The organism is Streptomyces sp. ME19-01-6, assembly GCF_033793745.1.
Taxonomy (GTDB): domain Bacteria; phylum Actinomycetota; class Actinomycetes; order Streptomycetales; family Streptomycetaceae; genus Streptomyces.
This window is the reverse complement of sequence record NZ_JARAXF010000050.1, coordinates 17,091-40,494: the sequence shown is the minus strand read 5'-3', so window position 1 is coordinate 40,494 and position 23,404 is coordinate 17,091. Positions and strand designations below refer to the sequence as shown.

The window sequence follows — 23,404 nt, the reverse complement described above, 5'->3', positions numbered from 1 at the left end:
TTTCGGCAGAGCCGAGGAGCCGACAATGACCGAGAGCACGGAATCCACGTATCTGGAGTGCACCTGTGGCGGAGAGCAACTGCATCGGCTCACCTACGTCCACGGCTGCCTACTCACGATCATCTGTGACAACTGCGGAAGAACCACCACGATGCCCAGGGAACTGGTCATAGGACAGTACACCCGGGACTTCCGCGGCCGCCTCGGTCGACTGCCTGCCAAGCTCCGGTCTGATGCCCAGGACCATCCGGTGCGCTTCGTTGTCGGCCTGCCGGCCAAGACGATCAACAAGCTTGCCCAAGTGCTGCACGAGATCAAGCTGATCGCCCGAACCTGAACCGGCCGGCTGGTGCCGTCTCGAGCCTCCCGGGCCCCTTGAGGTCCTCGGCATGGTCATCAACGTCCGCCTGGCCCCACACCTGATGCCCGTCGGGCAGCTCATGATCTACCGCCGCCCTCGTGCGTGACATTGCAACGGATCAACGCCGCCAAGAACGCGTCGGCAGCCATCCCCATCGGCGTCACCGCCATCGTGTCCTGGCGGCGACCGAGATCGACTGGACCGTCGCCGGACTGATCGCTACCGGCTCGACACTGGAGGGCTTGCTCGGCGCCCGATCAGTAGGGCTCGTATCGAGTCGTGATCAATCTGCGGGATTCGCCATCGAGGCGGGTGTGGGGCTCGGATCTTCATCGCTGCTGGTCACCACGCCGCCGCTGGGCGACGTGGCGCGGGGTCGATGCCGGCCGCGTGGAGGATCTCCCAGACCGTCGAGGCGGCGATCCGATACCCGACCTGCGGTGCCAGGCAAGCAAGGTGCCGGGGGTGACAGGGAAGATCTCGCGCCAGTGGCGCCGGGGTATCAGCCCGGACAGCGCTGCGAACCAGAACCGGTCGGCGGGCTCATAGCGGACCGGTCCGGCCAACTGGCGACGCAGGACCGCGTTCTCGTGCCGCAGCACCAGCAGTTCGGCCTCCTTCGCCGTCCCGCGACGCAGGAGCACCGATGGAACAGTCGGCAGCTTCCGGGTCACCTTGTACAGCAAGGACACGATCACGAGGACATGATCCCAGCGGACTGACCGCATCCCGTTCACCCTGCGGCGATGACTTTTCGAGCGGCACCCCCTCGGCCACGCCCTCATCATGAACGAGGCCCAGGCCCGCCAAGTGCTTTCGGTCTGCCAGCAGCACTACAACGAGCAGCGACCCCACCAGACCCGAAACCAGCTACCACCTGATGCTCGTCAACATCCAGCCACGGTGTATGCCATCGACACCCGCAAAGTCGTGCGCAACCGGGTCCTCGGCCGCGTCATCAACGAGTATCGGTATCCGGCGTGACGTGCGACGAGGACTTTTCGAGCGGCATAGGCGAGAGGTACCGACCCGTTGTCTGGTTGTTTGGGCTGGTCAGCGCGGGTCTGGTAGGCCGGGCGGTACGAGTGTGGTGTGCACCGCCCGGCCGCTGGGCGATGTCAGGTGCTCGCCGTGACCTTCACGGGATCGATGTCGGGCGCGCTGTGCCGTTCGGCCCAGTTCTCCAGGGCCGTACGGCAGGCGTGGTCCAGGTGGTGCAGCCTGGAGAGGTTCAACTCGATCGGGCGGTCCTGGGGCAGGGCCTCCAGGCTGTCGAGGATCTTCGGCAACCTGAGGAAGGTGGCGTTGCCCGACAGGTAGACCTGGATGGGGCCGGCGCCCTTGTCTATGACCTCCGTCTTGAGGTGCGAGGCTTCCCAGGCGGTCTTGGCGACCGACAGGGCCAGACCGATCAGCACGCCCTCGAACATGTTGACGGCGACGATCGAGACGGCGGTGACGACGAGGATCAGCGCCTCGCCGCGGTGGCCCCGCCACAGGGAGACGATCTCGCGGAAGGGGATCAGCTTCCAGCCCGCGTGGACCAGGATGCCGGCCAGGGCGGGAACCGGGATCAGGGCCAGGGCCCATGGCATCGCGGCGGCGAACAGCAGCAGCCACACGCCGTGCAGCACACGGGACGCCTTGGTCTTCGCGCCCGCGTTGACGTTGGCGGAGCTGCGCACGATCACCGCGGTCATCGGCAGCGCGCCGAGCAGACCGCACACCGTGTTGCCCACGCCCTGGGCGATCATCTCCTTGTCGTACTCGGTACGCGGACCGTCGTGCAGCCGGTCCACGGCCGCCGCGCTGAACAGGCTCTCCGCCGAGGCGATCAGCGCGAACGCGACGATCGTGCCCCAGATGGCCGGACTGGCCAGCTCACCGAACGCCTCGGCCCCCGGAGGCTGGATGACGCCGAGCAGACCCTCGACCTGGACGGTGGAGACCGGCAGGCTGAAGGCTAGTGAGGCGACCGTGACCAGGACCACCGCCGCGAGGGCGCCGGGCACGGACTGCACCGCCTTCGGCATCTTCTTCCACAGCACGATCACGGCGATGGTGCCCGCTCCGATCGCGAGGGAGGCCACCGCCCGGGTGCTGCCGAGCGCGTCGGCGAACGCCCCCGGGAGCCCCGCGATCTTGCCGATCCCGGTCTCCGGGGCCTTGAGGCCCGCCGCCGCGTAGATCTGGCCGGCGATGATCACCAGACCGATACCGCAGAGCATGCCCTCGACGACAGAGACGGATATCGCCCTGAACCAGCGGCCGATCTTGAGGAAGCCCATGGCGAGCTGAAGCAGACCGGCCATCAGCACGATCACACCGAGCGTGGCCACCCCGAACTCGCTGACGGCCTCGAAGACCAGCACGGTCAGACCGGCGGCCGGCCCCGACACCTGAAGGCTGCTGCCGCGCATGAACCCGGTGACGAGGCCGCCCACGATGCCGGTGACCAGGCCGAGTTCGGCCGGGACACCGGAGGCTACCGCCACGCCGACGCACAACGGCACGGCGACCAGGAAGACGACGATGGAGGCGAGGAAGTCCTGCCTCAGGTAAGGGAACTTGGACAGCATGGTCATCAGCCCCCTCAGAGCGTCTCGAACGTGTCGGACTCCGTGCGGTGCGTCCGCACGATGCCGGTGTGGACCTCGTAGTACCAGCCGTGCAGTCGGAGTTCACCCGACTGAAGGCGCTTGTCGATGCCCGGGTACGACCGCAGCCGCAGCAACTGGGCGAGGACGTGGTTCTGGACGCCTTCGGCGACGGTCGGGTCGGCCGTGTCGGAGCACTTGGGCTCGTCGGCGGCGTTCGTCAGCCAGTCCCGCACGGCCGGTACGGCGTCCAGGTCGTCGCCACGTACCAGCGCGCCGATGGCACCGCAGTGGGAGTGGCCGCAGACCACGATGTCGCTGACGCCGAGGACCTCCACGGCGTACTCGATGGTGGCCGCCTCGCTGGTGGGCTGCCCGGAGGCGTACGGCGGAACGATGTTGCCCGCGGTGCGCAGCTCGAAGAGCTCGCCGGGGCGGGCGCCCGTGATCAGGGCCGGTACGACCCGGGAGTCGGAGCAGGTGATGAACAGGACCGTAGGGGACTGCCCTTCGGCCAGTCTGGCGAACTCCTCAGGGCGCTGTCCGAACATGCGGGCGTTGTCGATGAGGGGCTGCATATGTGGTGGCTCCTCCTGGCGCGCCGTTGTAGCGCGTCGGTGTGGTTTTACATGACAGAGGTGGGGGGACTGCTCTGCTCTCAGCAGCGGAAGACCTGAAGCGCGGCCGGGGCGTGGGGCGTCGACGATCTCGACGTGCGCTGATGAGCCGCGCCGGGACTGGCCGGCTCGTGCGCGGACGCGGTATCCCGGGTGAGCAGTGGTCGGTCAGGCGCCTGAGGCCCAAAGTCGGCGAGACGCAGACGATCACGGGTGCCGAGCGGTCCGGTCGGGTCCCCATTGACCGACGGAACGCAGTGGCGGGACGTGAGGGTCTCATCGCGCAACGCCTTCCCGGAGAGTTTGATTCCGGGCTGGGCTTTGGCCTTTGCCTGACTGACCGTGTGCGCGTGTGCGAAGGACGCAGTAGACGCGAAGAACTGAAGGGCGAGCAGGACGGCGGCGAGGATCGAAACCACGGTCCGTGCCGTCGTACCTCGGAACATTCGCCCCCTCCAGGCAGTTCGCTACCACTTGCGTGTACCAACGGATGGTCAATGACCAGTCAAGAAACACCTTAACTCGGCAAAGTCGATTGCAGGGTTCACTTCACGTTTCCAGCTGAGGAGAGCCTGAAAACCGAGTTGAGTTGGCGTGAAACTGCCCTTGTCGTCAGGAGGGTGATCGGTTATAAGGGCCGGCTCTCCGAGGCTGGCGCGACCGGTGCGGCGCGCACGCCCTTCGTGAGCGCCGCACCGGATGCGCCGGTCCGGAGGTCATGGCCCGCTGATCATCGCCCCCACGCGTAAGGAGTTCCTGGCACCATCGGCGCAGAGGGTCAGTAGCCATCCGTTGGGGTGTCATCGTCGGCGGATCCCGGATGAGGCGGTCTTTGACATGCTCATCGACTCTGCTGCTCAATTCAGGGTTGGGTGTGGCTCTCTCCTCGCGGGACGCGTTGAGCTGCCCGTTTGGTGACGGGGCCTGCCCGACTCTCTGCTGCGCTCCCCACAGCAGCAACCGCCTACCGCGGCTCCCGCTTCACCGGCGCGTGAGCACGCGGAACTCATTGCCGTCGGGGTCGGCCAGCAGCACCGCGTCGTCTCCGCCGTGGGCGGAGTCGAGACGCTTCGCCCCGAGGGAGAGCAGGCGCTCGACCTCCGCTTGCTGATCGTCGTACGGCGCGAGGTCCAAGTGCAGGTCCTTGCCGGGGTCCGGCATGAGCGGCGGACCGCCCCACGTGATCTTCGTACCGCCGTTCGGTGACTGGATGGCGGTCTCCTCGTCCTGGTCCCAGTCCAGCGGCCAGCCCAGCGCCTCGCTCCAGAAGTAGCCCACGGCCTGCGAACCATCGCAGGCGAGCGCTCCGATGAAGCCGCAGCCGGCGAGGAAATTGTTGCCCGGCTCGAGGACACAGAACTCGTTGCCCTCGGGGTCGGCGAGCACCACATGGGACACGTCCGGTCCCTGGCCGACGTCGGCGTGCTGCGCGCCGAGGTTTGCGCTTGTGGCTCAGGGAAGCGACATCGGTGTCGAGGATGACCGGTTGCATCGTGGTGGCTGTCAGGCGACGTCTCAGTGGCGCTCGGCGTGGGTGAAGGCAAGGAACTCATCCAGTTCCTCATCGGACTCGAAGGTGTCCACGGTGGTGTCGTGGAATTTTGGTGGTCGGCATACGGCGTCGCGGCGAGCGTCGGCACCGGCTTCACCCCGAGGTGCTGGCTGTACATACGTTCGCTGTCGCTTTGGGTTGTGGGCGCGAGCTGGTCTCGGCCTTGGTGGGGTCGGTGGCTGTTGAAGTGGCGTGCGCAGTCATGGAAGATCTTCTCTGCGTGGCCACGGTCGAAGAGCAGGACACGGTCGGTGCACTCTTCCCGTGCTGAGCGGATGAAGCGTTCTGCGTGTGGGTTGCAGTTGGGGCTGGGCGGAGGGATCTTGACCGCAGTAATGCCCTCGCCGGCAAACACGGCGTCGAAGGCGGCGGTGAACTTCGCGTCCCGGTCGCGGACGAGGTGGGTGCATTCTGCGGCGCGATCGCCGAATTGCCACAGAAACCGCCGGGCCTGCTGAGTGACCCATACGGCGGTGGGATGGGCTGTGACGCCGAGGATGTGGACGGTGCGGGTACGCACCTCCATGACGAACAGCGCGTAGAGCCGCTGCAGGCCGATGGTGTCGACATGGAAGAGATCGGTGGCAAGCAGGCCGCTGGCCTGGGCTTTGAGGAAGGCAGCTCACTCACCGCGCGCCGGCTGGTGGCGCGGGCCGGACCGGGACCGGCGGCACGCAGCACCCGACGGACGGTGGCGGGCTGACCTCGTGCCCGAGGCGGCGCAGTTCGCCGTGCACGCGTCGGAAGCCTCAACGGGAGTTCTCGGCGCCGAGCCGGATGATCAAGTCGCGGATCTCCGCCGGTGCCAGGCCAGCAGGGTGCGTGGTGAGACGATCCGGTGTTCGTGCAGGGCTCGGGGGAGCAGTCGGGACAGGGCGCTGAGCAGTGCACGGTCCGGCCAGCCGGGCTTGGGCGCGGTGACCTGTCGGCGCAGAACCGCGAGCTCGTGTCGCAGGATCGGTATCTCCGCGTTCTTGGCCGCAGAGGATCGAGTCATCAGGAACAACCACGCCAAGATTCGCGTGGCGAATAGGTAGACAAGTTGTACCAGCACGAGGACTGATCATGCTGGGTACTTGGTGGTCGGGTGCGTTACCCCAGGTCAGGGCCAGTTAAGGCATTCTGGGGCGCTACGGGTCTCCAGTAGTTCGCGGGCCATGCGCAGCGCGGGTGCCTCGGTCTGTTGCGCGATGCGTCGGAAGGTTTTCTGGGCGGCGTGGGCCGGCCAGTCGGAGGGAAGGTGCCGAGCGGGCAGCCTGGGGTCCGTACGGATGGTCCAGAGCCATTCGCTGACCAGCCGCAGACGGGTCCCGATCGGGTCGTTTCCGGCCCCGGCGTTCAGGTGGGCGGTCCAGCGCTTGTCGAAGGTGACGTAGCGGGCGGCGATACTCTCCAGGTCCCACGTGTCGCGGATCATCAGTCCCATGTCGGTGGCCACGTCGGCGCGGGCGTGGAAGATCTTGACGTGATCGGCGAGCCCGAGTTCCGAGACGATGGCGGAGACGTCGACGTTCCCCGGGGCGATCCACAGCCCGCTGTACAGCGCGCCGAACCCGGACCAGGCGAGCCGTGAGCGCAGGTCGTGGCGCTGGCGTTTCCAGGAGTCGGGGAGGGAGAAGGCCAGCAGCGTCCAGGAGCCGTCCCAGTCGTCGTTTACCGCGCCCTTCTTCCAGATACGTGTGCGGCCGTCGTGCAGGACGCGGGTCGCCTGCGGGGTGAGGCCGAAGTACATCCTGCGGCCCTCCCGCTGGCGCCGCAGCAGGCCCCGGTTGGCCATACGGGTCAATGTGGAGCGCACGGCGTGCTCACCGACGCCGACGCGGCCGAGGACGTCGATGATGCTGCCCGAGTAGACGCACAGGTCCCCCTCCTCCAGCACGTGGTTGCCGAAGAAGGTGAGCATGAGCGACTGCGGACGCGGTTGCGGGATGTCCGAGCTGTTGCTGACCGAGCTGTCCAGGATGTCGTCGTCCTCCACGGTGGCAAGGGTACGGCCGTCAGCCGACGATGCGGCAGGCGGCCGTACCACATCACTGGCCGTCGGCGGGGTGGGCAAGGTCATAGGGCCGCAGGTACGGGGTGGGGCGGTACGCGACGTAGCGGGCAGCGGTCGTGGAATCGGCCGCTGCGGCACGGAAGTTGAGGGACCTGAAGTCGGTTCCCTGCCACTTGCCGGTGGTGAGGCGGTCCTCCAGGGTGTGCAGGGCGGCGAGCTGCTCGGCGGGGCTGAAGGTACAGTGCCCGGCGTTGTCGACGTACGCCTGACGCAGCAGGGACGCCGACCCGGCGGCGGTGACGGCCCGGCGCAGGGCGCTCTCGGTCTGGACGGGGACGAGGGGGTCGCCGATGGTGTGGACGGAGAGCTGTGGCTTGGTCAGCTCGCCGGTGAAGGAGCTGGTGCTGCTCATCCACGCGACGGCGTCCGGGTCGGCGCTGACGCGCGGGGCGCGGTTGAGGGTGGCGATGTCAGCCTTCAGGGAGAGCCCGGCCTTCTTGTACAACTCGGTGACCTCCTTGCGGACCGAGGAGTGGCCGAGCAGTTTCCTGTAGTCGACGCCGGTGTTCCAGGACATGTTGCCGCCCGCCCGGACCTCGGCCTCCTGCCGCCGGTTGAAGGCGGCGATCCGCAGCAGACCCTTGACGGCGTCGTACTGGTTGGCCTGTTGTGCGTCCCAGTCGGCCGCAGCGGGCCGGGTCTGGGTCGGCTGGTTCCAGACCGGGATGTTGTGCAGCGCCGCGGCGAGCGCGATCCGGGCCCGCCCTTGTGGCGTCGACTGCGCCGAGTCGACCAAGGACGTCAGGGCGCCCGCCGCCCTGGTGGCGGTCGCCTGGTCCGCCAGGTTGGTCAGCGGGACATCGGAGTCGGGCGCGAGGAGCGTCTTGAGGGCGAAGACGGGGTCGAGGGTGTTGTTCCAGTTGGCGACACCGCCGTGGACCAGACCGCACAGGGACACGGAACCGTCGATGCGGTCCGGGTGCCGCTCGGCGATGGCGGTGGTGACCAGCCCGCCGTACGACCTGCCCCACGCGATGGTGCGACCGGCCACGCCGAAGCGGTCGGTGAAGGCGGACAGGGTGGCGAGCTGGTCGGGCACGGCGTCCGTCACCGCCCAGCCCGTCGTGGCGTACGACGAACCGATGAGCGCGTAACCCTTCTCGAGCAGGAGGGCCTTCGTGGCGTCGTCCGGGGCGTCCTGGGCGGGGTTGGCCGGTCCGGCCGCGTAGCCGTGGCTGAAGAGCAGGACGGTGCCGTTCCAGGATGCGGGCACGTCCATCATGTACGTCGCGCCCGAGGCGAGTCGACCCTCGATGTGGCTCGTGTCCGCGGCGACCGCCACGGTCGAGGCGGGCAGCGAGGTGGCGGCGAGCAGGAGCGCCGCCGCGCAGGCGGTGCGACAGGCGGTACGGACACGGGTGCGGGCGCCGGTCGTCATGCGGAGATCTCCTCGGTGTGAGGGGCGGTGGGACGTTCGGTGGCTTCGGTGAGTGACGCCTTGCTGGTCTCGCGTACGAAGCAGACGGTCAGCGCGGTGATGAGGGAGCCGCCACAGAGCAGCAGGGCGACGGGGGTGCCGCTCCCGCTCCCGGCCACCAGGCTTCCGGCGATCATCGGGGAGAAGCCGGCGCCGATGAGGGTGGCGCCCTGATAGCCGAGGGAAGCGCCGGTGTAGCGGACCCGGGTGCCGAACATCTCGCTGAACAGGGCGCCCAGGGGGCCGTACATCATGGACTGGGCGATGCCGTGGCCGAGGACGACGGCGAGGATCAGCAGTCCCGGAGACTTCGAGTCGACCAACCCGAGGACCGGGAAGGCGAGCGCCGCCGAGGCGAGGGCGCCGGCGAGGACGACCGGGCGGCGGCCGATCCGGTCGGAAAGCGCGGAAGCACAGGGGAGCACGACCAGGGCGACGGCGGCGGAGACCGCGAGGGCGGTGAGCACCTGCGGGCGCGCGTATCCGATGTCGGTGGCGTACGAGATCAGGTAGCTGGTCAGCAGCGACTGGGCGGTGAAGGCGCCGATGCCGACGCAGCAGGCCAGCAGCACGGGACGCGGATGCCGCAGCACGTCGAGGACCGGCAGCCGCGACTCGGCGTGATCCTTCTTCACCTCGGCGAAGAGGGGGCTTTCAACGACCCTGAGCCGTACGAAGAGCCCGACGCCGAGCAGCATCACGCTCAGCAGGAACGGCACGCGCCAGCCCCACGCCGCGAACTCGTCCTCGGGCAGGGTGACGACGAGAGCGACGACGGCGGCGGACATCAGGGAGCCGAGCGGGGCTCCCATCTGCGTGAAACTGGACCACAGGCCGCGCCGCCGCTCTCCGGCGTGCTCGACGACCATCAGGGTGGCACCGCCCCACTCACCGCCGATGGCGATGCCCTGCACGACGCGCAGGCTGATCAGCAGGACCGGCGCCCAGACGCCGACCGTGTCGTACGTGGGCAGCAGGCCGATGAGGAAGCTGGCGGCGCCCATCAGACCCATGGTGAGCAGCAGCATCGACTTGCGCCCGAGCCGGTCGCCGAAGTGCCCGAAGAGGATGCCGCCGAGGGGGCGGGCGACATAGCCGGCGGCGAAGGTGCCGAACGCGGCGATGGTGCCGACGGCGGGATCAGCTTTGGGGAAGAACAGTTCACCGAAGACCAGGGCGGCGACAGTGCCGTACACGAGGAAGTCGTAAAACTCGACGGCAGTGCCGAGCAGTCCGGAGAGGGCGACCCGGCGCAGTTGCCGGGTTCGTTCGCGGGCCGTGGACGGTGATGCGACGGGGGACGGGGGCATCGCGGTCTCCCTTGACCGGGGGAAGGACACTCGCGAAACTTAGGCGCTCTCGTAACCATCGTCAAGAAAGTGCACAACATGGATCCGTTGAATCCCTGGCACGCGAAGAATCGGCGCACGGACATCCGGCAGCTGGAGTACTTCCCGGCGATTACTGGCTTGGGAGCGACGGGCGGCGTGAGCCCGTATCACCGTCCGTCGCGCAGGAGTGCCCAGAGGACGTTGACGCGGCGGCGGGCAAGAGCGAGCACTGCCTGGGTGTGGAGCTTGTCCTCGGCTTGTGTGCGGTCGTGGAACCGGCGCGACTCGTCGCAGTGCCGGATGCTGAACAACGCGGATGTGTAGAAGACTCTCTGCAGGCGGCGGTTGTATCGCCGAGGAGCCGCAGGTTGCCGCTGATCTTCCCGGAGCCGCAGCGCACTGGCGCGACGCCGCCGAAGCCCCACGAGTTCGTCGACTGGCTCACGGCGCGAGGCCGGTGGCTGTCGTACTCAGTCGGCATGACCATCACCGACGCCATCCATGATGCCGTGCCGCAGGTCTGCAAGGACGGCCGGGGCGGGCCGGGGTGCGCCCGCGCACGGTGCTGGCCGGGCTGCTGCTGGCCACGTACTTCACGGGCCGGGCCACGATCGCCGAGGCCTGGCGCATCCTCCACTTCCGCCTCGAACCCAGGGCTCGCACCTGGCTGGGCATCCCGAAGGAACCGCCAGCGACAGCGCGGGCGCGCATCGCGGCCAGTCGCCGCCTCTACCGGGGCTGGAACCGCATCGCCACCGTGCTGGACCCGGCGCGCTACGACCGCCGCTCGCGTCTTCCCCAGGACGTCGCCGACGCTTACGCGGATGCCTGGAACGGCCCCTCCGGCAGGCAGGCCGCCGAGCGGCCCCAACTGCTGGCCAACCAACTGGTCCTCACGCCGGTCCGCCTCGCGAAGACTCGCGGAAACCTGCGCGGCTGCCGCGGGGACGTGGGCGTCGACGCCACGCCCATCCCGGTCCTGGCTCGCCCCGTCAGCGACCGCACTCAGACCGCATCGGTGGAGATCGCCGCAGGCCGGCACTGCAGCGCGGGCTCCGCCCCCGGCCTTCGGCTGCAGCGCCAGCTTCCTCGTCTCTGCCCACCGCCGCTGCCCCGGCGAGAGCGCGGGCAAGCCGACCGCCTACCCGCAGATGTGCGTCGGTCTCGTACTCGACACCCCAACGATGCGTATCGGCCGCAACGCGGTCATCGCGCTGCGCGAACTGGCCAAGCCCCTGGCAGCTGCGCCGCCGACCGCGCCTACACCGGCTGCTCCCCGAGTACTTCCAGATCCCCGTGCGCCGCTTCGGCTACCGCCTCGCCCTCGATCACAAGGGCGAAGACCGAGGACCACAAGGCAGTGGGCAGGGTGCCCTGCTCCTCGACGGATCCCTCGGCTGCCCCACACACCGACCGCGCTCGTCCACACCACCCATGGCCTGGACGACAAAGCCGTACGCAAGGTCCGGGACAGCAGCTCACCGTGAACTGCCCGCGCCGCGGACGGCTCCGCCCCCCCCGCAAGCCCCACGTTCCGGGTCCGCCATCTGCGGTGGTCGACTTCAAGTAGCAGAGGCTGACAGGCCGAGGGCAGGTGATGTGCCCAGGTGCCGCGGACGCCGAGGCACGGTAGAACGTAGGGGTGAGGGACGAGAACATCCCTGATGAGGATGCACGGCCGCAGCGTGTAGCGAGGCCGGGGGTCGACTACCGAGCGTTGTTCGCGGTCACTCCCAGCCCCTATATGGTGCTGGGCCCGGATCTGGTGATCGCTGACGTCAACGAGGCGGCCTGCCGGGTGACCGGCCGTTGTCGGGAGGATCTGCTGGGGCGGTACCTCTTCGATGCCTTCCCTGACAATCCGGCGGACCCCGATGCTGAAGGGGTACGGAAGCTGCACGCTTCCCTGCACCGGGTGCTGCGCTCGAAGGAGCGGGACACGATGGCGCCGATGAAGTACGACATCCCTTCTGCCGAGCAGCCCGGCGTGTTCGAGGAGCGGTGGTGGTCCGCGATCAATACCCCAGTGCTCGGGCCGGATGGGCAGGTGGCGTGGATCATCCACCGAGGGGAAGACGTGACCGCGTTCGTCCTCTCCCACCCTCGCCCGCGAGACGGCGGGGCGCTCAGCGACGTGGAGGCGATGGAGGTCGAACTGTATGCGAGGGCGCGCGAGCTTCAGCGACTGAACGAGGAACTGCGCCAAGCTCACGCCCGGGAACGCCAGGTCGCCGTCACCTTGCAGGAGGCCATGCTCCACTCGCCCCACCTGGCCCGGCACCAGGACACGGCGGTGCGCTACCTGCCCGCCGCCGGGTCACTGAATGTGTGCGGCGACTGGTACGAGGTGGTCGACCTGCCCGAGAACAGATTCGCCGTCGCGGTCGGCGACGTCGTCGGCCACGGCCTGGAGGCCGCCGCTGTCATGGGCATGCTCCGCAGCGCGTTGTCCGCCTCCGTCCGGGCCGTCGAAGGGCCCGCGAGGGCCCTGGACTGCCTGGGCCTGTATGCACGCTACGTGGAGGGTGCGCTGGCCACCACCGTCGTCCAAGCCGTCATCGACACCCACGCTCGCCGCATCATGTACAGCAGCGCCGGCCACCCGCCCCCCGTTCTGCTCCACCAAGACGGCACCTGCGATCTGCTCGACCAGGCCACCGACCCTCCGCTGGGAACCCGCCCCAAACACCTCCCCCGCCCCCAGGCCGACCTGCCCTACACTCCCGGCGACACCTTCGTGCTCTACACCGACGGCCTCATCGAACGCCGTGGCGAGGACATCGACGCCGGCCTGCAACGCCTCACCGACGCTCTCGCCCGCTACGCGCGCCACACCCCCGAACACCTCGCCGACGCCCTGCTCGCGCACCTCGGCGTCAGCAGCGGCGCCCGCGACGACATCGCCCTGATCGTCCTCCGCCTATGACCCCCGCGCCGCCAGCTGAGCGCCGCAGGTGGCGAACCCCGCCAACTGAAGCCATAGCGGTCCGTAAGCCGTGAGTGCCATCGTCGGTGCGGGACGGCTGGCCCGATCATTACGGCGTGGAGAACAGGCCGGGCCCCGGAAGCGCGGGGCCGTCGGCGCGGACGCCGTTCGTGACCCGTAGGAACTCCAGCTTCTCCGCGTCGGTGGAACCCGCGGCCACCGTGTAGACGACGAGTCGGATGTCGCAGCCTGGGACGGTGAGCACGTCGCAGTCGCAGATCACCTCACCCACCTGGGGGTGTACGACGGTCTTGCGGGCCGAGACGTGCGGGCCGACCGTGCCCTCGTCCCACAGTCGGGTGAACTCCGCGCTGGTGGATCGCAGTTCCTCGACGAGGTCGGTCAGGCCGCGGTCGCGGGGGTAGTCGATGAGAGCTGTGCGCAGATCGGCGACGAGGGCGGGTTTCAGGGCGTCGTCGTCCTGGAGCACGGGCCAAGACGCGAGCCGGCTGGGCCCTGTGGCGAAGACCGCCCGTGCCAGATTGCGCTCGTCGTGTGTCCGTGCGCTGGGGTCGCCCATCAGTACTGACCATGCGGGGGTCCAGGACAGCAAGGTCCAGTCGGCGCTGAACACGCCCACGGGGAATTCCCCGAGGCGGGCCAGCATCCGTTGGACCCCGGCCGGAACATGCGTGGAGACCGTTCCCTCCTGGGGAGGCAGGAGGCCGGCCAGCCGGTAGGCGTGATCGCGCTCCATGGGCTGCAGTTGCAGTGCCCTGGTCAGGCTCGCGACGACCTGCGCCGAAGGGCTTTTGGCGCGGCCCTGTTCCAGGCGGACCACGTAGTCGACCGACAGCCCGGCGAGTTCGGCCAGTTCCTCGCGTCGCAGCCCCACCGCGCGTCGTCCGGGCCGTGAGGTCAGTCCGACGTCCGCGGGAGAAAGGCGGTCGCGCCAGCGGTGCAGTGCCGTGCCTAGAGTCTCGTCCACTCGGCCATTGTGTCCGCCGGGCCGTCGCCGTGCCTGGTACTGGCTGTCCTACCGTCACGGAGAGCACTGGCTGGCCTCTCGCCACGGACCGAGAGTGGACGCATGACGACCACATTCATCACAGGAGCCAACAAGTCCCTCGGGTACGAGACCGCCCGCCGCTTGATCGAGGCCGGCCACACCGTCCTCATCGGTGCGCGTGATCCGGAGCGCGGCCGGGCAGCCGCCGACGCACTCGGTGCCCGTTTCGTCCAGATCGACGTGACGGACGACGCGTCGGTGGCCGCGGCCGCCGCCGATATCGAGGCTCGCGAGGGGAGCATCCACGTCCTGATCAACAACGCAGGCATTTTCGGGACACACAACTCTGCCGACCAGATCACGGCCGCTGACGCCAGCGAGGTGTTCGAAGTCAATGTCGTGGGGATCGTCCGGGTGACGCACGCGTTCCTGCCTCTGCTGCGCAAGTCCGCGAGCCCGGTCATCGTCAATGTCTCCAGCGGCATGGGGTCGTTCGCGGCCACCCACGACACCGAGCGCGTCGAGTCGAGGAACCTCGCGCCGCTCTACACGGCGTCCAAGGCAGCGGTGACCATGCTGACCACGCAGTACGCGAAGTCCTTGCCGGACGTGAAAGTGAACGCGGCCGACCCGGGCTACACCGCGACCGACTTCAACGGGCACAGCGGCCCGCAGACGGTGACCGAGGGAACCGACGTGATCGTCGAACTCGCCACCATCGGGGCGGACGGACCGACCGGAACCTTCCGTGACCGTCACGGTGAGATGGCCTGGTGATCCGCCCCTGAATTCGGGGCGTGCCCGGCACGGACGAGGGTTCTAGAGCGGCGAACTCTTGCCGAGGCTGGAGTGCTCCAAGGCGACGCTGTACAGCCTGGCCTCCACGGAAGAACAGCTGGTGCCGGCGGTCACCCGCGGCTTCTTCCGGGAGGCGACAGCCGAGATCGAGCAGGCCGTCCAGGCCGAGCCCGACCCCAGGCAGCGCATCCGGGTCTACCTCGCCGGCGGGGTCCTGGCAGCGTGAACTGGTAGTCCGGGGTTCAGGATCCGGTGCGATAGCGGCTGAGCATGAGGGCGACGGCTTCGTCCACGATCGTGGTGTCGGTGGGGTTGGGCGGGACGAAGTCGGTCCGTACGAGTTGAGGCCACAGGAGCTGGCTGCAGATCATGCCGAGGAACTGTTCGGCCACTGCGGATGCCGACTGTGGCTGTCCGTCGGCCGAACGGAAGTCGAGTGTGCCGGCCTGTGCTTCGGCGTCCAGGTAGTCGCGGAGCCGGTCGAAGAAGGGTCCTCGGTCGATGGCGAAGCCGGTGCCGACGATGTCGGCGAGTTCCGGCATCTGGGGAAGTTCGGTGATGATGAGGCGGCACAGCGCCGCCGTGTGGGGCCGCGAGACCAGGCAGGCGTAGTCGCGGCCGATGTGGTCCAGGCCGTACCGGGGATCACCGGGCGGGGGCGGTTCGGCGTACTGCACGTCCAGCTGCCACTGTTCGGAGGTGACGGCCGCGAACAGCGCAGCCTTGGAGGGGTACCGCTTGAAGAGGGTGCCGGTGGAGACGCGGGCCTCCTTGGCGATCTGGGCCAGGGAGGTCTTGTCGTATCCCCGGGCGAGGAAGAGGTCGCGGGCGGCGCGGATGATGCGGGCGCGGTTCTCCGCTTTGATCTGCGCGTGATACCCGGCCTGGCACGTATCGCCACCGGTCTCCGCTCGGTCCGCCACCGACATGCCCACGCCCCTCGCCCGTCTCCCGGCCGCATCCTCGCTGTCAGAGGACGGTCTGGCCGCCGTCCAGGATAAGGTCCTGGCCCACAGCGAAGGCGGAGACGTCGGAGGCCAGGTACACGACGGCTTCCGCGACCTCCTCGGGCATACCCATGCGACCCAGCGGGATGGTGGAGCTGATCGCCTCCAGAACCGCCGTCTGCTGCGCGGGGTCCTCGATCCCGAGCTTGGCGTACAGCGGGGTGTCCACCGGGCCGGGGCTGACCGCGTTGAACCGGATGCCGTGCGATGTGAGCAGGTCCGCGTTCCACGACCGCATCAGGGAGCCGAGAGCCGCCTTCGTCGCGGCGTAGGCGTTCGACTGCCCGTAGCCGCGGTGCGCGCTGTTGGACGCGTTGAGGATGACCGAGGACGGGTTGGCCAGCACGGGCACCAGGGCCTGTGTGAGAAAGAAGACGCTCTTGACGTTGATGTCGAAGAGCCGGTCGTAGCTGTCCTCCGTGTGGTCCTCGAACGGCCGCCAGTCCGAGACGCCGGCGTTCAGGAAGGCCACGTCCAGCTCCCCGAAGTGCTCACGCACCCGTTCCGCCAGGCCGCGCTGCGCATCGAGATCGCGTGCATCGGCCTGCACCACCGGCACCTTGTCCCCGAGGATCTGCCGCGCCTTGTCGATGCTGGCCGGGGTTACGCCCGTGACCAGCACCTCGGCCCCCTCCGCGACAAAACGCTGCGCGGTCTCCAGACCGATCCCACTCGTGCCGCCGGTGATGAGGGCGCGCTTGCCCGCAAGACGATTCATGTTCATTGTTCCTTGCCGAGTCGTAAGGTAAGTCGATGGACTCACCATCTGAAGGTAACTCCCGCACCACTCTTAGGCAAGTCGATCCACTTACCAAGCGGCCTGGACCCGACGCTCGCGGCGTATGTTGTTTACGGCATAGATCTTCAGACGTTCGCTCTCTTCGACCTCCGCTCCGGGGCCGTGCGGGACGACTTGCGTGAGGGTGCACCGGGGCGTGATTGGGTCTGGCGTATGGGTGGCGTTCTGTGAGAAGGCCACCCTTTCCTTGTGTCCCCCTGCTAGCTAGGCGGTGTCCGGGCCGGTTTGTGAGAGGCGGACCATGGCGCGGTAGAGAGCGGTGGGCCTCGGGGCTTCGGGTAGCGGGGGGATCGGTGCGCCGGGCGCGGCGTAAGAGCGGATCATGTGGCCGACGAGGCGGCGCCAGGTGTCGGGGGCGGCGTCGCCGGTGGCGGTGACGACTCCGGCGTTGGCGATGAGCAGGATGACGACGTCCTGGTGGGTGAAGTCCTCGCGCAGGTGCCCGGTGTTCTTGGCGCGGGTGATGAGTTCGAGCAGTTGGTCGTACGCCTCGGCGCGGCGGGCCTCCAGCGCCTTGGCGGTGGGGAAGGACATGGTCAGGACGTCGGCGAAGCCGCGGTCGGCGGCCTGCATGGCGCAAACGGCCTCGACGTATCCGGTGAAGCCGTGCCAGGGGTCGGGGTCGGCGAGTGCTTCGCCGACGGCGTCGGCGTAGGAGTCCATGCGGTCGGCGAAGACCGCGTCGACGAGTTCCTCCCGGGTGGCGAAGCGCCGGCCGAGCGTGGCTTTGCCGACGCCTGCCTCGCGGGCGACGGAGGCCATGGAGACGCCGAGTCCTTCGGTGGCGTAGAGGCGACGGGCGGCGGCCAGGATGCGGCAGCGGTTGCGTTCGGCGTCGGCGCGCAGTCCCGTGCCGGGCTGCTGGCCTGGCGTCCGGTCGGAAGGTGGCGAGGTCATGTCCCCACTCTATCCAAATGGAACGGCCGGTCCGGTTCTGCTGTACGGTGGGTGACAGTGAAAGTGGGACGCCTGGCCCACTTACTTGAAAGGGTGTTGTCATGCGTGCTGTCACGCTCGAATCCGTCCCCTCGACCCCGGCTGTGACCGAGGTGGACACTCCTAGCCCGAAGGCCGGGGAACTGCTGGTCAAGGTAGCCGCCACCTCGTTGAACGGCATCGACATCGCCACCGCCGCCGGCTACACGCAGGCGTTTATGGAGCACCGGTTCCCGCTGGTCCTCGGCCAGGACTTCGCGGGCACCGTCGAGGCGCTCGGTGAGGACGTGGACGGCTTCGCGGTCGGCGACGCGGTCTTCGGTGTCGTGCTGAAGCCGTACTTGGGCGCCGGGTCGCTGGCCCAGTACGTAACCGTGCCCGCCGGACACGGAGTCGCCCGCATCCCCGCAGGCCTGGCGGCGGGGGACGCGGGCGCGCTGGGCGTGGCCGGGGCCACTGCCGTGGCGAGCCTGGAAGCGGTGGCCCTGGCCGAGGACCAGACGCTGCTGATCTCCGGGGCCTCCGGCGGGGTGGGGTCGCTGGCGGTGCAGCTCGCCGCGGCCCGCGGCGCGAAGATGATCGCGACCGCCCGCACCGGCGCGCAGACCGACTTCGTCACCGGCCTGACCGACGCGGAGGTCCACGTGGTCGACTTCACCGGTGACCTGGAGGGACAGGTCCGCGCGATCGCCCCGGACGGTGTGGACGCGGTGCTGCACCTGGCGGGCGACGGCGCCCAACTGGCCGCTCTGCTGCGGCCGGGCGGACAGCTCGCCTCCACCACCGGCCTGACCCAGGACGACGTCAAGGGGCAGGACGTCACCGTCCACACGATCATGGCCAACCCCGACGCCCGGATCCTGACCTCGCTGGCCGAGCAGGTCGCCTCTGGTGCGCTGCGTGTGCCCGTCACTGCCACCTACCCGCTGGAGCAGGCCACGGAGGCCTTCGCCGCCAGTACCCCGGGCAAGATCGCCGTTTCCTGCTCCTGACACACGCCCAAGGGAAGAGAAACCACCGTGCCCACTATTGCCATCGTCGGCGCCGGCACCGGTATGGGCCTGGCCATCGCCCGCACCTTCGGCAGCCGAGGCTTCGACGTCGCCCTGATCTCCCGCACCAAGGAGAAGCTTCAGACGCTGGTCGGCCAGCTCGGCCAGGAAGGCATCACCGCGGAGGCGTTCGCCGCCGATGTCCTGGACCGGCCCTCCCTGACCGCCGCCCTGGACGCCGTGAAGGCCCGCTTCGGCGGCATCGACGTGCTGGAGTACTCGCCGGCCGCGCACTCCCCGGTGCCCGGTCTCACCCTGGTCGCCCCCTCGGAGGTCACGGCCGACAATCTGCAGCCGCAGATTGAGTACGTCTTCTATGGCGCCGTGGCCGCCGGGCGCACGGTGCTGCCCGCGATGCGCGAGGCGGGCGCCGGCACCCTGCTGTTCACCAGCGGCGGCGGTTCGGTGGATCCCATCCCCATGCTCGGGAACGTCAACGCCGCCGGCGCGGCCCTGCGCAACTGGGTCATCAACCTGGGCAAGGAACTGGACGGCAGCGGTGTGCACGCCGCCCACGTGGCCATCAACGTCTGGATCGGTGACGGCGGCCCGGAGGGCTTCCCGACGGCCACGCCCGAGCAGATCGCCCCCGTGTACTGGGACCTGCACGAAAATCGCGACCGCTCCGAGGCCGTTTTCAACACCTGACTGATCGCCCCACCCCACCCCGCTCCCTGAAGGGGCGTCCGCTCCCTTCCCGCGTCCCCCTTCGGTCAAGGAATCCGTACGTGAACGTCTTCTTGTGGATAGTCCAGGCCGTGCTGGCCGCGATGTTCGCCATGGCCGGTGTCATGAAGTCCACCCAGCCCAAGGACGAACTGGTCGGCCAGCTGCCCTGGACGGCCGACTTCTCCCAGGGCACCGTCCGCTTCATCGGCATCGCGGAGTGCGCCGCGGCGCTGGGGCTGATCCTGCCCGCGGCCACCAGCATCGCCCCGGTGCTGACTCCGCTGGCCGCGACCGGCCTGATCGTGGTGATGGTGCTGGCCGCGATCACCCACGCCCGCCGCAAGGAACCCGGCGCGATCGTCTTCAATGCTGTCCTGCTGATCCTGGCCGCCTTGGTGGCCTGGGGACGCTTCGGCCCCTACAGCTTCTGACCCCCACCTGCGCCACGCCGGTGATCGCGACGGCACTGGGTGAACCTGGAACCAACCCGTTGGCGTCCACCCGCGGCCGGACGTCCCCATGGGCGGTACCAGCACTGGAATGGCGTCATCTAGTAGTGCTTCGTTAGGTTGTGGGCTGTCTGCGGCTGCTCCGAGGGCGGGGCAGGGGGCGTCCGCAGGTGGTGCATGAACCGGTCCAGCACCTCAGCAGGTCCTGGAGAACGTCGAGGACCTGGTAGAGGGTCAGGCCGGTGTGCGGACTTTTGGGTCGAGCCGCCGGAGGGTGAGGAATGCCTGGGCGGCGGTGACGAGGGTTACGTGGTGGTGCCAGCCGCGCCAGGTGCGGCCCTCGAAGTGGTCCAGCCCAGGGCCATGCTTGAGCTCGCGGTAGTCGTGCTCGATCCGCCAGCGCATCTTGGCCCACCGCACCAGGTCAGCGGCCGGGGTGGTGGCGGGCAGGTTCGATATCCAGTAGTCCGTCGGAGCGTCATGGCCGTCCGGCCACTCGACGAGGAGTGTCTGGACGGGCAGGACGCCGTCCCATCGGTTGCGGCCGCCGCCCGCCTCCTGAGCTGCGGCCAGGGACTGCTTGCCCGCAGGCCGCACTGTCAGCACCACGAACCGTGAGGTCATCGCGCCTTTGCTGCCCCGCCTCCAGGTCACCTCGGTGAACTGCTCCGCACCCGCCTGCGCTGCGAGGACGCAGACGGCTCGAGGTGGGGTGCGGTAGCGGGGAAAGGTGGGCGGTCCGAGCCCGCCATAGGCCGGCTGGTGCGGCTCGACGTCCTCCGGGTGGGCGACCTCCTTCCCGTTCAGGGCCAGGACATAGGACAGCCCTCGTTCCTGCAGACCGAGCCGGAAGGGGGTGCTGACGCCGTAGCCGGCGTCGGCGACCATGACCGGCGCCTTCAACTGCCACACGGCGAGTGAGGTGCCCCTGCGACCGCTCCACGGTCATCCCGGACGGCTCCATAGCTGGCGGAGGCATCGGATGCCACACCATGGTGACGCTGGAGGCACGCACTTCCACTCCGGTCAGCTCGCCGTCCAGGCATGCGTCTCCGCCCGGGTGAACATCACGTAAGGCGCTGATGCGCCCCGAATGGAGCGACCTGGAGCGGCCCGGCCAGGCACCCTCGGTGGGAACGCTCGCAGGCCACGTTCCGCAGCAAGGTCATCGGGCCCCACTTCGAACAGCTCTGCCGCACCTGGACCCGCTGGTACGCGAGCCCCGACACGCTCGGCGGACAGCGCACCCGTGTGGAATCCGGCACCGTCCCGGACCCGGCCGCCAAGACCGCCCACGAAGTCGACCTCGCCACCTTCGGCCGTGACGAGGGCGGCCGATCCGCACCCTGCTGCGCGCCCGGGCCGGTGTGCACGCTGAGCGGACCCGGCTGCTGGGCTTCAGCGGCGGCGGCTTCACCAGTGACCTGTGCGATCTCGCCCACCGTGATCCCACGGTCCAACTCGTCGACCTGGACCGCCTCTACAGCGGAGACTGACGCCCACCTTCCCGACGTGCAGGAGACGGTGCTCGCGTGTCGCCGGATCTCCTGGTGCGCACTACGACGGGGGGATTCAGTTGCCTCATGGGCCCGCAGTCGCCGGTGTGAGCTCGCGGGCACTGGCACCGTGCTCTGTCCTTGACGGGCGCAGCAAGCGTAATCCGGACGAATGTGCTGCATGGTCAGGCTGTCGACCCTCAATCAGCCAGAAGCACAGGGGCCGAAAAGCATGGACTCCTTTACTCGGCTGATTTCGCTTGACCTCTCCCGGTAAAGAGTCTTCAGCGTGTCGGCATGGCTGAGACGGTAGCTGCGAAGCAGTTCAGTGAGGGGTGTTCCGAGTTCGGCGACGCGGCACGCGAATTCGACGGCGGCGGGTGGCACCTCCACGGTCGAGACGCCGAGACCGTACTCCAGAATGTCGAGAACGTTTGTGATGTTCAGTCCGGTCGCGCCGCGCCGGTCGAGAGCGACTGATCGCCGACGAAGCTCCGTGGGTGCCGAGGCGGCGACGATCTGGCTGATCGAAGGGCATGTGACAGCGGGCGTCGTCCAGCGTCGGCATCCAGCCCAGCATGCCCGGCCAGACGTGGCTGATCGGCCCATTTTGAATCTCGAAACCGATCGGTTTACGATAATGGGAAACCGGTCGGTTTCTTGCAGGGAGGGGTCTCGAGTGTACCCATGGACGCAGTCGTCTTCGTTGCCGTAGCTGTCGGGGCATGGGCAAGGGGGCTGAGACCGTCTCGGGTGCTTGATGAGGTCGTTACGGCTCCCTGCGGGTGTGCCGGCCGAGAGTCGAAAGTGTTGAGGAACCCGGCCAGCAATGGTGCCGTCCGGTCTTCTCCTGGCGCAGTCGTGTTGTCTAGACCGGAGTAAGTCATGAGTGCAATTCACCCCTTCCGCGTCCTGCGTGCGAAACCCGTGTGGATCGCCGGCGGCGTCATCACGGGCATCCTCGCGCTGCTGTTCGGCATCCTCTATGTCGGCCCCAATGTCGACCCGGTCGGTCATACGAAGAACCTTCCGGTCGGCCTGGTCAACTCCGACAAGGGGGTCGGTGTCGGCGGCAAGCAGGTCAACCTTGGGGCGCAGATCACCGAGTCGATCAAGAAGTCAACCGCGAGCGGAGACAAGATCGACTGGAAGGTGATGGACGAGAAGCAGCTGAAGGAGGAACTCGGCAAGGGCAAGCTGTACGGCGCGCTCGTCGTGCCAGAGGGCTTCACCTCCTCCGTCACCACGCTGACCGGATCCGCGTCCACCAGGAATCCGGTTCGCCCGCAGCTGACGGTGCTGACCAACCAGTCCGCCGGCAGCCTGGGCTCCAACTTCGCTCGGCAGGCGGCGATGACCGCGGCCGAGGGCGCGTCGCTCCAAGTGGGCAAGGAGCTGACCGCCCAGACCCGAGCCGAGCAGGCCAGACTGCCGGCTGCGGCCCGCGTCCTGCTGGCCGATCCGGCCGCCGTGGTCGTTAAGGACGGGCATCCGCTCGACTCGCACAGCGGCCTGGGGATGTCGGCGTTCTACTACGCGCTCGTCCTCGTGGTCTGCGGCATGCTCTCTGCCAATGTCATCAGCGGCCAGGTGGAACACTCCCTCGGCTACACCCACAATGACATGGGCCCGCTGCGCATCCACCGTCCGCTGATCCGGGCGACCCGGGTGCAGACCCTCGCCATGAGCAGCACAATCATGATCGGCCTGTCTCTGGTCATGGGCACCCTGGTCATGATGGGCGCGATCGGACTCATGGGGATGGACGCATCTCACCTGCCGCTGCTGTGGCTGTATTCCGTGGCCGCCATCGCCGTCTCTGGGGTCGGCGCCCTTGCTCTGCTCGCCGTCTTCGGTACGCCCGGCATGCTGGTGGTCACGCTGGTCTTCATCGCGATGGCGGTGCCGACGGCCGGCGCCACCACGCCGATCGAGTCGCTGCCCGGCTTCTACCGCTTTCTCGCGGAGTTCGAGCCGCTGCGGCAGATCACCGGCGGTGTCCGCTCGATCCTCTACTACGACGCCCAGGGTGACGCCGGCCTGACCCGGGGCTGGGTCATGATGGCCGTCGGTCTCGCGCTGGCCGCTCTCTTCGGCTTCGGTGTGACGAGCTGGTACGACCGCAGAGGGCTGCACCGAATCCCCCACGAGGCGGAGCACAAGGAGCCTGCCGTCACGGCATAGCGGAACGTACTCATGCATCACCCGAGACGGGGCCATTGTGCGGAGTGGCCCTCGGTGTGCGTCGCTCCGTGGGGACGGGAGGCGTGCACATCGCAAGGGCTCGGTGATGGTTCCCGGAAGCCGTCGCCGAGCCCTCCGCTCTGGCTCG

At 68.5% G+C, this 23,404-nt stretch carries 22 protein-coding genes and 6 pseudogenes; 12 read left to right on the top strand and 16 right to left on the bottom strand.

Annotated features, from left to right (window positions below):
* Positions 1–25 precede the first annotated feature (25 nt).
* A complete protein-coding gene (locus PV419_RS50100; RefSeq protein WP_319700745.1) occupies positions 26–337 on the top strand; it encodes a hypothetical protein in 312 nt (103 codons plus the stop codon).
* Between the two features lie 369 nt (positions 338–706).
* Here PV419_RS50100 and PV419_RS50095 read toward each other — a convergent pair.
* Positions 707–1,059: pseudogene (locus PV419_RS50095) on the bottom strand (integrase); the annotation flags it as partial.
* A gap of 82 nt (positions 1,060–1,141) precedes the next feature.
* Here PV419_RS50095 and PV419_RS50090 point away from each other — a divergent pair.
* Positions 1,142–1,345: pseudogene (locus PV419_RS50090) on the top strand (integrase core domain-containing protein); the annotation flags it as partial.
* Between the two features lie 134 nt (positions 1,346–1,479).
* Here the strand turns inward: PV419_RS50090 and PV419_RS50085 are convergent.
* The 4 genes and pseudogenes from PV419_RS50085 to PV419_RS50070 all read right to left on the bottom strand — a co-directional run.
* Positions 1,480–2,940 carry a SulP family inorganic anion transporter gene (locus PV419_RS50085; RefSeq protein WP_319700758.1) on the bottom strand — a complete coding sequence of 487 codons (1,461 nt, stop codon included), beginning with the start codon at positions 2,938–2,940 and terminating at the stop codon, positions 1,480–1,482.
* 14 nt (positions 2,941–2,954) lie between these two features.
* Complete coding sequence (locus tag PV419_RS50080; RefSeq protein WP_319700742.1) at positions 2,955–3,536, bottom strand: carbonic anhydrase; 582 nt, start codon at positions 3,534–3,536, stop codon at positions 2,955–2,957.
* A gap of 1,020 nt (positions 3,537–4,556) precedes the next feature.
* A pseudogene (locus PV419_RS50075) lies at positions 4,557–5,021 on the bottom strand (VOC family protein); the annotation flags it as partial.
* A 308-nt stretch (positions 5,022–5,329) separates the two neighbouring features.
* Positions 5,330–5,482, bottom strand: a pseudogene (locus PV419_RS50070) (transposase); the annotation flags it as partial.
* Between PV419_RS50070 and PV419_RS50065 the strand changes: the two are divergent.
* Positions 5,417–5,830 carry a hypothetical protein gene (locus PV419_RS50065; RefSeq protein ID WP_319700740.1) on the top strand — a complete coding sequence of 138 codons (414 nt, stop codon included), beginning with the start codon at positions 5,417–5,419 and terminating at the stop codon, positions 5,828–5,830. The pseudogene PV419_RS50070 and the gene PV419_RS50065 sit on opposite strands and share 66 nt — an antisense overlap.
* Before the next feature lie 78 nt (positions 5,831–5,908).
* Here the strand turns inward: PV419_RS50065 and PV419_RS50060 are convergent, their stop codons facing one another.
* The 6 genes and pseudogenes from PV419_RS50060 to PV419_RS50035 all read right to left on the bottom strand — a co-directional run bounded on the left by PV419_RS50060 (position 5,909) and on the right by PV419_RS50035 (position 11,341).
* Positions 5,909–6,124: a hypothetical protein gene (locus PV419_RS50060; protein ID WP_319700738.1), complete on the bottom strand. Its 216-nt coding sequence runs from the start codon at positions 6,122–6,124 to the stop codon at positions 5,909–5,911.
* A gap of 105 nt (positions 6,125–6,229) precedes the next feature.
* Positions 6,230–7,105 (bottom strand): PaaX family transcriptional regulator C-terminal domain-containing protein, encoded by an 876-nt coding sequence (locus tag PV419_RS50055; RefSeq protein ID WP_319700736.1) that lies wholly within the window; start codon positions 7,103–7,105, stop codon positions 6,230–6,232.
* Between the two features lie 52 nt (positions 7,106–7,157).
* Entirely contained in the window at positions 7,158–8,561 is a 1,404-nt protein-coding gene (locus tag PV419_RS50050) for an alpha/beta hydrolase family protein (RefSeq protein WP_319700734.1), read from the bottom strand.
* The gene (locus PV419_RS50045; RefSeq protein ID WP_319700732.1) at positions 8,558–9,910 is read right to left on the bottom strand and encodes an MFS transporter; all 1,353 of its coding nucleotides are present in this window, start codon (positions 9,908–9,910) and stop codon (positions 8,558–8,560) included. The genes PV419_RS50050 and PV419_RS50045 overlap by 4 nt, the downstream gene beginning before the upstream one ends.
* A 188-nt stretch (positions 9,911–10,098) precedes the next feature.
* Positions 10,099–10,349 (bottom strand): annotated as a pseudogene (locus PV419_RS50040) (transposase); the annotation flags it as partial.
* An 842-nt stretch (positions 10,350–11,191) separates the two neighbouring features.
* Positions 11,192–11,341, bottom strand: a complete 150-nt coding sequence (locus PV419_RS50035) for a hypothetical protein (protein WP_319700762.1) — start codon at positions 11,339–11,341, stop codon at positions 11,192–11,194.
* Between the two features lie 232 nt (positions 11,342–11,573).
* Here PV419_RS50035 and PV419_RS50030 point away from each other — a divergent pair, with 232 nt between their 5' ends.
* On the top strand, positions 11,574–12,857 hold the full coding sequence (locus tag PV419_RS50030) for a PP2C family protein-serine/threonine phosphatase (protein WP_319700730.1): 1,284 nt from the start codon (positions 11,574–11,576) through the stop codon (positions 12,855–12,857).
* A 109-nt stretch (positions 12,858–12,966) separates the two neighbouring features.
* Here the strand turns inward: PV419_RS50030 and PV419_RS50025 are convergent, their stop codons facing one another.
* Positions 12,967–13,845, bottom strand: a complete 879-nt coding sequence (locus tag PV419_RS50025; RefSeq protein WP_319700728.1) for a helix-turn-helix transcriptional regulator — start codon at positions 13,843–13,845, stop codon at positions 12,967–12,969.
* A gap of 102 nt (positions 13,846–13,947) precedes the next feature.
* Between PV419_RS50025 and PV419_RS50020 the strand changes: the two genes are divergently transcribed.
* Together PV419_RS50020 and PV419_RS50015 are read left to right on the top strand one after the other, a co-directional pair.
* Positions 13,948–14,643: an SDR family NAD(P)-dependent oxidoreductase gene (locus PV419_RS50020; RefSeq protein ID WP_319700727.1), complete on the top strand. Its 696-nt coding sequence runs from the start codon at positions 13,948–13,950 to the stop codon at positions 14,641–14,643.
* A gap of 58 nt (positions 14,644–14,701) precedes the next feature.
* Positions 14,702–14,890 (top strand): hypothetical protein, encoded by a 189-nt coding sequence (locus PV419_RS50015; RefSeq protein ID WP_319700724.1) that lies wholly within the window; start codon positions 14,702–14,704, stop codon positions 14,888–14,890.
* Between the two features lie 16 nt (positions 14,891–14,906).
* Here PV419_RS50015 and PV419_RS50010 read toward each other — a convergent pair whose 3' ends face one another.
* The 3 genes from PV419_RS50010 to PV419_RS50000 all read right to left on the bottom strand — a co-directional run bounded on the left by PV419_RS50010 (position 14,907) and on the right by PV419_RS50000 (position 17,367).
* Positions 14,907–15,593: a TetR/AcrR family transcriptional regulator gene (locus tag PV419_RS50010; RefSeq protein WP_319700722.1), complete on the bottom strand. Its 687-nt coding sequence runs from the start codon at positions 15,591–15,593 to the stop codon at positions 14,907–14,909.
* A 40-nt stretch (positions 15,594–15,633) separates the two neighbouring features.
* On the bottom strand, positions 15,634–16,389 hold the full coding sequence (locus PV419_RS50005; protein ID WP_319700720.1) for an SDR family oxidoreductase: 756 nt from the start codon (positions 16,387–16,389) through the stop codon (positions 15,634–15,636).
* 285 nt (positions 16,390–16,674) lie between these two features.
* Positions 16,675–17,367 carry a TetR/AcrR family transcriptional regulator gene (locus PV419_RS50000; protein ID WP_319700719.1) on the bottom strand — a complete coding sequence of 231 codons (693 nt, stop codon included), beginning with the start codon at positions 17,365–17,367 and terminating at the stop codon, positions 16,675–16,677.
* 101 nt (positions 17,368–17,468) lie between these two features.
* Here PV419_RS50000 and PV419_RS49995 point away from each other — a divergent pair, with 101 nt between their 5' ends.
* From PV419_RS49995 to PV419_RS49985, 3 genes are all read left to right on the top strand, one after another.
* Positions 17,469–18,398 carry an NADP-dependent oxidoreductase gene (locus tag PV419_RS49995; protein ID WP_319700717.1) on the top strand — a complete coding sequence of 310 codons (930 nt, stop codon included), beginning with the start codon at positions 17,469–17,471 and terminating at the stop codon, positions 18,396–18,398.
* 27 nt (positions 18,399–18,425) lie between these two features.
* A complete protein-coding gene (locus tag PV419_RS49990) occupies positions 18,426–19,106 on the top strand; it encodes an SDR family NAD(P)-dependent oxidoreductase (RefSeq protein ID WP_319700715.1) in 681 nt (226 codons plus the stop codon).
* 80 nt (positions 19,107–19,186) lie between these two features.
* Entirely contained in the window at positions 19,187–19,558 is a 372-nt protein-coding gene (locus tag PV419_RS49985) for a DoxX family protein (RefSeq protein ID WP_319700713.1), read from the top strand.
* A 252-nt stretch (positions 19,559–19,810) separates the two neighbouring features.
* Here PV419_RS49985 and PV419_RS49980 read toward each other — a convergent pair.
* Positions 19,811–20,494, bottom strand: a pseudogene (locus tag PV419_RS49980) (IS701 family transposase); the annotation flags it as partial.
* 449 nt (positions 20,495–20,943) lie between these two features.
* Between PV419_RS49980 and PV419_RS49975 the strand changes: the two are divergent.
* From PV419_RS49975 to PV419_RS49965, 3 genes are all read left to right on the top strand, one after another.
* Positions 20,944–21,072, top strand: a complete 129-nt coding sequence (locus PV419_RS49975) for a hypothetical protein (RefSeq protein WP_319700711.1) — start codon at positions 20,944–20,946, stop codon at positions 21,070–21,072.
* Positions 21,073–21,369: 297 nt separating this feature from the next.
* A complete protein-coding gene (locus PV419_RS49970; RefSeq protein ID WP_319700709.1) occupies positions 21,370–21,552 on the top strand; it encodes a hypothetical protein in 183 nt (60 codons plus the stop codon).
* 405 nt (positions 21,553–21,957) lie between these two features.
* Complete coding sequence (locus PV419_RS49965) at positions 21,958–23,256, top strand: DUF3533 domain-containing protein (protein ID WP_319700707.1); 1,299 nt, start codon at positions 21,958–21,960, stop codon at positions 23,254–23,256.
* Positions 23,257–23,404 lie beyond the last annotated feature (148 nt).